Origin of the sequence: Aeromonas sp. s9 (assembly GCF_040907765.1) — a bacterium.
Taxonomy (GTDB): Bacteria; Pseudomonadota; Gammaproteobacteria; order Enterobacterales; family Aeromonadaceae; genus Aeromonas; species Aeromonas caviae.
In genome coordinates, this window is record NZ_JBFOCK010000074.1 from 1 (window position 1) to 8,030 (window position 8,030).

Here is an 8,030-nt window from a genome sequence, read left to right on the forward strand (position 1 = left end):
GGCTCGAATTCGAGCCGATCCCCGCGGTTGAGAAAGATGAAGAGGGTCTGCAGTTCGTGGTAGCCATCGGGGCGGCGGCCGTTGACGTGCAGGAAGAGGTTGAGCTTGGCCGGGGCGGGCCAGCGGATCGGCGTCTGGTCGTGCATCATGGTGTCAGGGTCCACTCGTTGATCTGCAGCTTGAGACGGCTCTCCTGCCCGGTCATGGTGAGCAGGTGGGGCAGGCGATAGCCGTCCTGATCCCGATAGTCCCCGTAGACGATCTGCCACTGGCCGTCGCGCACGCTGGCGAGGCTGGCATCGGGGTTGAGCTCGAATTCGGCCTGCCCCGGCAATCCCTTGATCCACTCAGGCAGCCCGGCCACCGGAATGTGCCAGCCGGTGAGCTGATAGACCAGGAGCTCGGCATCCTGGCTCTGGTGCTGTTTTCCGTCGTTGTCGAGCAGAGTCACCTCGCCGCCGGTGCGGGAGAGTTCCAGAATATGGGTGCCGATGAGGCTGGTGAGGTTGAGGCGATAGTCATCGCCGTTCTGCTGCCAGTTGAGGCGGGCGCTGCCCTTCTGGCGGGCGGTGATGATGGCCATCTTGCCCGACAACTGCCAGTGTGTGAGGCGTTCGAGGCGGGCGCGCTCCTGCTGCCAGTTGACCTGATCCCGCTGGGGTTGGGTGGTGGTACAGCCCGCCAGCACCAGCAGGCAGGCGAGGGAGAAGATACGCAACAACAAGGTGGAGCTCCGCAGATGAGGTTTGCGACAGTATAAGGGGCGGCCGTATTGCTTTTAAAGACTTACCCTTTCTCGTACAATTGTCGGCCTCTACACCCTGTGCATGAAACGATCATCACCCACCCATGAGTCTGCTTGCCCTCGGAATCAACCACAACACCGCCAGTGTCGCCTTGCGGGAGCGGGTCGCCTTTGGCCCGGACCGCATCGATCGCGCCCTGCGTGAGCTGGTGGAGCAGCCTGGCGTCAGCGAGGCGGTGATTGTCTCCACCTGCAACCGCACCGAGCTCTATTGCAGTCTGGAGCAGGGGCAGGGGGAGCAGGTGCTGAACTGGTTGCAGCGGTTCCACGGGCTGGAGGCGAGCGAGGTGCTCTCCGCCATCTACCGGCACCAGGACGAGGAAGCGGTGCGCCACCTGATGCGGGTGGCCTGCGGCCTCGACTCCCTGGTGCTGGGGGAGCCGCAGATCCTGGGGCAGATCAAGCAATCCTACGCCCACGCCCAGCAGGCGGATGCGGTGAAAGGATCCCTGGAGCGCCTGTTCCAGAAATCCTTCTCGGTGGCCAAACGGGTGCGCACTGACACCGAGATCGGCGCCAGCGCAGTGTCGGTGGCCTTCGCCGCCGTGAGCCTGGCCCGCCGTATCTTCTCCGATCTCTCCCAGACCAAGGTGCTGCTGGTGGGCGCCGGCGAAACCATCGAACTGGTGGCCCGCCACCTGCGCGAGCAGAGCGTGACCCGGATGATGGTGGCGAACCGGACCCTGCAACGGGCCCAGTTGCTGGCAGAGGAGTTCGGTGCCCAGGTTATGACCCTGGAGGAGATCCCGGACTACCTGCACGAGGCGGACATCGTCATCAGCTCCACGGCAAGCCCCCTGCCCATCATCGGCAAGGGCATGGTGGAGCGGGCGCTCAAGGCGCGTCGCTTCAAGCCCATGTTCCTGGTGGATATCGCCGTGCCCCGCGACATCGAAGCCGAGGTGGACGAGCTCTCCGATGCCTATCTCTACACGGTGGACGATCTGCAGGGCATCATCGAGCAGAACCTGGAGACCCGCAAGCGGGCGGCCGCCGAGGCGGAACTCATCGTGCAGGAAGAGCGCGACGAGTTCATGGGTTGGTATCGCAGCCAGCACTCGGTGGATCTCATTCGCGATTATCGCCATCAGTCACAGCAGGTCGCCGACGAAGAGTTGCAGCGGGCCCTGCTGGCCCTGCAACAGGGTGAAAATGCCGAGCAGGCGCTCAAGGCCATGGCCCATCGCCTCACCAACAAGCTGATCCACGCACCGACCCAGGCCCTGCGCCAGGCCGCCGCCCAGGGGGACAGCCACAAGCTGGCCCAACTGCGTCAGGTGCTGGGATTGTCACAAGAATCATAGTGTTGGGACGGCCCTTTGCCGTCCCGTCCTCCATCGAGAATCCAAGAGTCATGAACCCCTCATTGATCAGAAAGCTGGAAGGCCTCATCGAGCGCCATGAAGAAGTACAGGCCCTGCTCGGGGAGCCCGGGGTCGCCTCGGATCAGGACAGATACCGCGCCCTGACCCGGGAATACGCCCAGCTGGAAGATATCGTTCACGCCTTCCAGCGTTTCCGCCAGGCCGAAGAGAACCTCGAGACCACCCGGCTGATGCTGGAGGAAGAGGATGCCGAGCTGCGGGAGATGGCGCAGGAGGAACTGCCGCTCGCCAAGGCGACCTTCGAGGAGCAGGAGCAGGCGCTTCAGGTGATGCTGTTGCCGCGCGACCCCAAGGATGACAACAACTGCTATCTGGAGATCCGTGCCGGTGCCGGTGGCGACGAAGCGGCCATTTTCGCGGGGGATCTGTTCCGCATGTACTCCCGCTACGCCGAGCGTCAGGGGTGGCGTGTCTCCATCGTCAGCTGCAATGACGGCGAACACGGCGGCTACAAGGAGGTGATCGCCAAGGTGGACGGTGAGCACGTCTACGGCCGCCTCAAGTTCGAGTCCGGCGGCCACCGGGTGCAGCGAGTCCCCGAGACCGAATCTCAGGGCCGGGTGCACACCTCCGCCTGTACCGTGGCCGTGCTGCCGGAAGTGCCGGAAGCCGAGCAGGTGGAGATCAACCCCTCCGAGCTGAAGATCGACACCTTCCGCGCCTCCGGTGCCGGCGGCCAGCACGTCAACAAGACCGACTCCGCCATCCGCATCACCCACCTGCCCACCGGGCTGGTGGTGGAGTGCCAGGACGAGCGCTCCCAGCACAAGAACCGCGCCAAGGCGATGTCGGTGCTCTCCGCTCGCCTGCAGGCGGCCGAGGACGAACGCCACCGCGCCGCCGAGCAGAGTACCCGCCGCAACCTGGTGGGCTCCGGGGATCGCTCCGAGCGCATCCGCACCTACAACTATCCCCAGGGGCGTCTCTCCGAGCACCGGATCAACCTCACCCTCTATCGTCTGGGCGACATCCTGGAAGGGGATCTGGACTGCGTGATCACCCCCCTGGTGCAGGAGTATCAGGCGGATCAGCTCGCCTCCCTGGCCGAGAGCAACTGATGCAGATCCAGCAGGCCCGCGCCCATATCATGGCGACCCTGGCCTCCGGGGAATCCCCCCGTGCCGACGCCGATGCCCTGCTCTGTCATCTGCTGGATTGTCGGCGCAGCTATCTGATGACCTGGCCGGAGCACGAGCTCGATGCCGCCCAGCAGGCGACCCTGGCGGGCTGGCTTGCCCGTCGCCTCAATGGTGAGCCCATTGCCCACCTCATCGGTGAGCGGGAGTTCTGGTCGCTGCCGCTGAAAGTGAGCCCGGCCACCCTGATCCCGCGCCCCGATACCGAGGTGCTGGTGGAACAGGCGCTGGCCCGCCTGCCGGGCGGCCCCTGCGCCCTGCTGGATCTGGGCACAGGCACCGGTGCCATCGCCCTTGCGCTCAAGTCTGAGCGACCGGATGCCGATGTATGGGCGGTGGACAGGATGCCGGCCGCGGCCGCGCTGGCCCGCACCAACAGCGCCGCCCTGGGGTTGCCCATCGAGGTGCGCGACGGCAGCTGGTTTGCGCCGCTCTCGGATGCACCGCGCTTTGCGATGATCGTCTCCAACCCGCCTTACATCGACGGGACGGACCCCCATCTTCACGAGGGGGACGTGCGCTTCGAGCCGCGCTCCGCCCTGGTGGCGGAGGAGCAGGGGCTGGCGGATATCCGCCTCATCGTCACCCAGGCGCCCGCCCATCTGGTGCCAGGTGGCTGGCTGTTGCTGGAACACGGCTGGGATCAGGGGGAGGCGGTGCGTCAACTCCTGCTGCAACAAGGCTACGTCCAGGTGGAAACCGTGCGCGATTACGGCGATAACGAGCGGGTGACCCTGGGGCGCCTGGCTCAGTGATATGACGGGCGGGCCCGGTCTGCCCCTGTTCAAGGAAATCTTATGTATGTTGTTCTCAAGCATCTGCACCTCACCCTGATTGCCGGGGCCGTGCTGATGTTTATCCTGCGCTTTTACTGGTTGCAGACCGGCTCCGCGCTGGCAGGGGGCGCCCGCACCCTCAAGATCAGCGGCTGGCTCAACGGCCTGGTGGTGCTCTCCGGTGTGCTGCTCTGCATGGTGCTGGGTCTCAACCCCCTCAACAACGCCATTCCCTGGCTGGCCGAGAAGCTGACGTCCATCCTGGTGGTGGCGTTTCTGGCCATGATGGCGCTGCGTCTGGCCCGCAGCAACGGCATCCGCTGGTTTGCCTTCCTGGGCGCACTGGGGTGGATCTTCTTTATCGCCAAGCTTGCGGTGCAAAAGCAGGCCAGCCTGTTCGGCTAGGAAGGATGACGATGATACGTGTGGATGAGTGGACCGACTTCGAAGCTCACGATCTGGCCGAGCTGGCGCTGTCGGTGAGCGACGAGATCCGGGGCCATGGCGGCACGGGAGAGGCCGAGCTTGCCCTCCTCGATGCCTGGCTGGACGAAACGATTGCCGAGGGAGACTGCGACGAGGTGCGCCGTCAGCTGTTGCAGGGTTTCTACCAGACCCTGGGCTTTCGTGGCGACTGGCAGGATTACTTCTCGTCCGCCAACTGCGATCTGGACCAGGTGCTGGCAAGGCGCAAGGGGATCCCGGTCAGTCTCGGCATCCTCCTCATCCAGCTGGGTCGCAAGATAGGGCTGGATGTGGAGGGGATCTGCTTCCCCGGCCATTTCCTCCTGAGTTTTGCCGGTCTGGACGGGGAGGTCTATGTGGACCCCTTCAACGGTGATGAACTGAGCCGGCACCGCATCGAACTGCTGCTGCGCGGTGCCCTCGGCAACCTGGCGAGTCTGAGCGATGATCATCTGCAGCCATCGGGGCAGTGGGAGATCATCGAGCGCTTGCTCAATGTCAGCAAGGGCGCCCTGCTGCGCGAGGAGCGCATGACGGAGGCGTTGCGCTGCAGCGAGCTGCTGCTGCGCATGAAGCCCGGCGATCCGCTGGAGACGCGGGATCGGGGCTTCATCTATGAGCAACTCGATTGCCCGCGCTTTGCCGCCGACGATTTCGAATACTTTATTGAACAATGCCCTGATGATCCCGTGGCCGATGTGCTGAAAACCCAGCTGGCCACCCTGGACCTCAGTCCCAAACCCCTCCATTAAGGATCCCTGAGATGGAACAGAAGAATATCAAGGTCAACCAGATCGACGTCGCCAACGACAAACCTTTCGTGCTGTTCGGCGGCATGAACGTGCTGGAATCCCGCGACATGGCGATGGCGGTGTGCGAGAAGTACGTGGAAGTGACCAGCAAGCTCGGCATCCCGTTCGTGTTCAAGGCGAGCTGGGACAAGGCCAACCGCTCCTCCATCCACTCCTATCGCGGTCCGGGTCTGGAAGAGGGGATGAAGATCTTCCAGGAGCTGAAAGCGACCTTCGGCATGCCGGTGATCTCCGATCTGCATGAGCCCCATCAGGCCAAACCGGTCGCCGAGGTGGTCGACGTCATCCAGCTGCCCGCCTTCCTGGCGCGCCAGACCGATCTGGTGGAGGCCATGGCCCGCACCGGCAACGTCATCAATATCAAGAAGCCGCAATTCCTGAGCCCAAGCCAGATGAAGAACATCACCGACAAGTTCGAGGAGTGTGGCAACGATCGCCTGATCCTCTGCGAGCGCGGTGCCAACTTCGGCTATGACAACCTGGTGGTGGACATGCTGGGTCTGGGCGTCATGAAGAAGAGCACCGGCGGCTATCCGGTCATCTTTGACGTCACCCACTCCCTGCAGTGCCGTGATCCCCTGGGGGCGGCCTCCGGCGGTCGCCGCGAGCAGGTGACCGAGCTGGCTCGTGCCGGCATGGCGGTGGGCCTGGCCGGTCTCTTTATCGAATCCCACCCGGATCCGAAAATTGCCCGCTGCGACGGCCCGAGCGCCCTGCCGCTGGAGAAGCTGGAAGGCTTCCTCAAGCAGATGAAGGCCATCGACGATCTCGTCAAGGGCTTCGAGCCCCTCGATACCTCCGCCTGATCGCGATTTTTACTATCAAAAATGCCCCGCCATGCGGGGCATTTTTATTTCCGTCATTTTCATTTGGTGCTCTTCGGCGTCCATTGCGACCATGTTTCCGTGGTGTTAATGATGTTACCGACATTCCGCACCCGCTTCATGAATAAATCTGCCGGTATCGAGGGCCGAGAACGTCGATGATGGTCTCCTGAACGGTGTTGATGTCGGTCACTTGGGCTGGTTCGCCCCCCAGGCTGTACTCGTGGATCCCGCCAAAGCACAGGAAGATCCAGCGGGCGGTTGGCTTCTGCGTCGGTTTCTTCTTCATGTCCGGCACGCTGCGGCCTTGGGCAACCAGCCCTTTGCGGATACGGTGCTCCAGCGCGGCGTAAATCATCAGGCTGCAGGTCATCACCATCAACAGGGCTTCAATGCGCTCCGGCTTTTTCAGATAGAGCGATGAGGTCAGAAACTCGGGGCTTTTGAGGAAACGAAAGCCGCGCTCAACCGTTTGCTGTGCCTTGTAGGTGGCCAGCAGTTCGGCCATGGTCAGGGTGCCGCTCAGGTCGTTGGTGGCCAGGATGAACACGCCCGTCTGGGCGTTGGCCTCCTCCACCCGTTCCAGGCAGGTCGCGGCCTGACCCTCGATGCGGTACTGATAGCTGTCGGGTTGCTGGCCGCTTTTGGGTCTGCCGGCGCTGGCGTAAACGGGCTCCGTCAGCACGTGGCCTTGCACAATCTCCAGTAGTTTCAGCCCGTTGGCAAAGCGCGCCAGCTCCGCTTCGGCATCGGCCTGACAGGCAAAGCGCCGCGCGCACAGTTTGGTGAACGCCTTGAGCTCGCGGGTGCTGTCGCCCAGCAGGTGCTTGGCCAGCGTTTTCTGCTCGGCATGGTTGGCCTTTTCGCTGCGCACCAGCAGCCAGCGCTGCGGCACATCCGCGTAGTCGGCATCCAGCCAGCGCCCCTGGTAGCCATCGCCCAGCGCGGTCAGCGGCGCCTCACTAATGGCTGCCACAGCATTCCGTGCTTCCGTCAGGGTGCGCGGCACGCGGGTGATGAACAGCTGGCGCTGATGATGCAACAGGTGTAGGGTCTCGGCGCAGTACAGCGCTGCATCACCGACCAGATAGCGGCTCTCCTGCGCGGACTTGAGGCTGCGCAGGTGGCGCTTAACCGTCTCGCGAAAGGCGCTGTTATCGTTGCTGTTGCCACTGAGCGCTTGCAGGTACACCGGCAAGCCGGCCTGATTCTCACAGATCAGCTCCAGGATCACCTGATTGAGCTCTGGCCGATGGTCACGGCTGTATCCCCGCACCAGTTGCAGCCGGCCGGTCTGTTCGCCATCGGCGCAGTCATAGGCGCCATCGACGTGAAAGCTGGTGATATCAAGATGCACCGCCGTGGGCTTGAGCCCCAGCTTGGCGACCACTTGCTCGGCCATCACCTGATAAAGCGTCGACACATCGGCCGCAAACAGCGCATCCAGACAGCGCCCGAGCACATCATCATTAAGATCATCGGCGCAGAGCCCGGGGCCGATCAATCGCTCGACCGGCTTGTTGGCGAAGAACCGCGGGAACAGGTGCAAGGTGCTGCTATGGAAGCCTAAGCCGTTGATGATCATGGCCACCAACGCCTGACCATGAGAGACTTTGAAGGATTGGTTTTTGGGCAGCACCGCATCGATCATGCGGGCGATATCGAGCTCTTGGCACAGGCCAGCGACCAAGCCGAGGTGATCAAGGTTACGGATGGCGATGCGGGGAGCGGGCATGATGAGCGACCTGCAAAAAGCAGTAATAGATCAAAACAGCCGATCGCTGTCAAGCCGCGAAAAAGGGAAAATCAGGTGCGGAATGACGGATG

General features: G+C 63.2%; 8 protein-coding genes. 6 read left to right on the plus strand and 2 right to left on the minus strand.

Annotated elements, in window-relative coordinates; translation table 11 throughout:
• Positions 1-145: 145 nt before the first annotated feature.
• Complete coding sequence (gene lolB, locus AB5Y54_RS15815; RefSeq protein ID WP_042015579.1) at positions 146-724, minus strand: lipoprotein insertase outer membrane protein LolB; 579 nt, start codon at positions 722-724, stop codon at positions 146-148.
• A gap of 125 nt (positions 725-849) precedes the next feature.
• Here lolB and hemA point away from each other — a divergent pair, with 125 nt between their 5' ends.
• The 6 genes from hemA to kdsA are packed head-to-tail and all read left to right on the plus strand — an operon-like array spanning position 850 to position 6,185.
• Positions 850-2,109, plus strand: coding sequence for a glutamyl-tRNA reductase (gene hemA, locus AB5Y54_RS15820; RefSeq protein ID WP_134996625.1), 1,260 nt, complete (start codon positions 850-852; stop codon positions 2,107-2,109).
• Positions 2,110-2,159: 50 nt separating this feature from the next.
• On the plus strand, positions 2,160-3,248 hold the full coding sequence (gene prfA / locus AB5Y54_RS15825; RefSeq protein ID WP_048207166.1) for a peptide chain release factor 1: 1,089 nt from the start codon (positions 2,160-2,162) through the stop codon (positions 3,246-3,248).
• Positions 3,248-4,081, plus strand: coding sequence for a peptide chain release factor N(5)-glutamine methyltransferase (prmC, locus tag AB5Y54_RS15830; protein ID WP_039039602.1), 834 nt, complete (start codon positions 3,248-3,250; stop codon positions 4,079-4,081). Before prfA ends, prmC begins: the two co-directional genes overlap by 1 nt.
• A gap of 42 nt (positions 4,082-4,123) precedes the next feature.
• Positions 4,124-4,507 carry a SirB2 family protein gene (locus AB5Y54_RS15835; protein ID WP_039039603.1) on the plus strand — a complete coding sequence of 128 codons (384 nt, stop codon included), beginning with the start codon at positions 4,124-4,126 and terminating at the stop codon, positions 4,505-4,507.
• Between the two features lie 11 nt (positions 4,508-4,518).
• Positions 4,519-5,319 (plus strand): SirB1 family protein, encoded by an 801-nt coding sequence (locus AB5Y54_RS15840; RefSeq protein ID WP_042015581.1) that lies wholly within the window; start codon positions 4,519-4,521, stop codon positions 5,317-5,319.
• Positions 5,320-5,330: 11 nt separating this feature from the next.
• Complete coding sequence (gene kdsA, locus AB5Y54_RS15845) at positions 5,331-6,185, plus strand: 3-deoxy-8-phosphooctulonate synthase (RefSeq protein WP_039039605.1); 855 nt, start codon at positions 5,331-5,333, stop codon at positions 6,183-6,185.
• Positions 6,186-6,321: 136 nt separating this feature from the next.
• Here kdsA and AB5Y54_RS15850 read toward each other — a convergent pair whose 3' ends face one another.
• Entirely contained in the window at positions 6,322-7,938 is a 1,617-nt protein-coding gene (locus AB5Y54_RS15850; protein ID WP_323888334.1) for an IS1634 family transposase, read from the minus strand.
• Between the last annotated feature and the right edge of the window lie 92 nt (positions 7,939-8,030).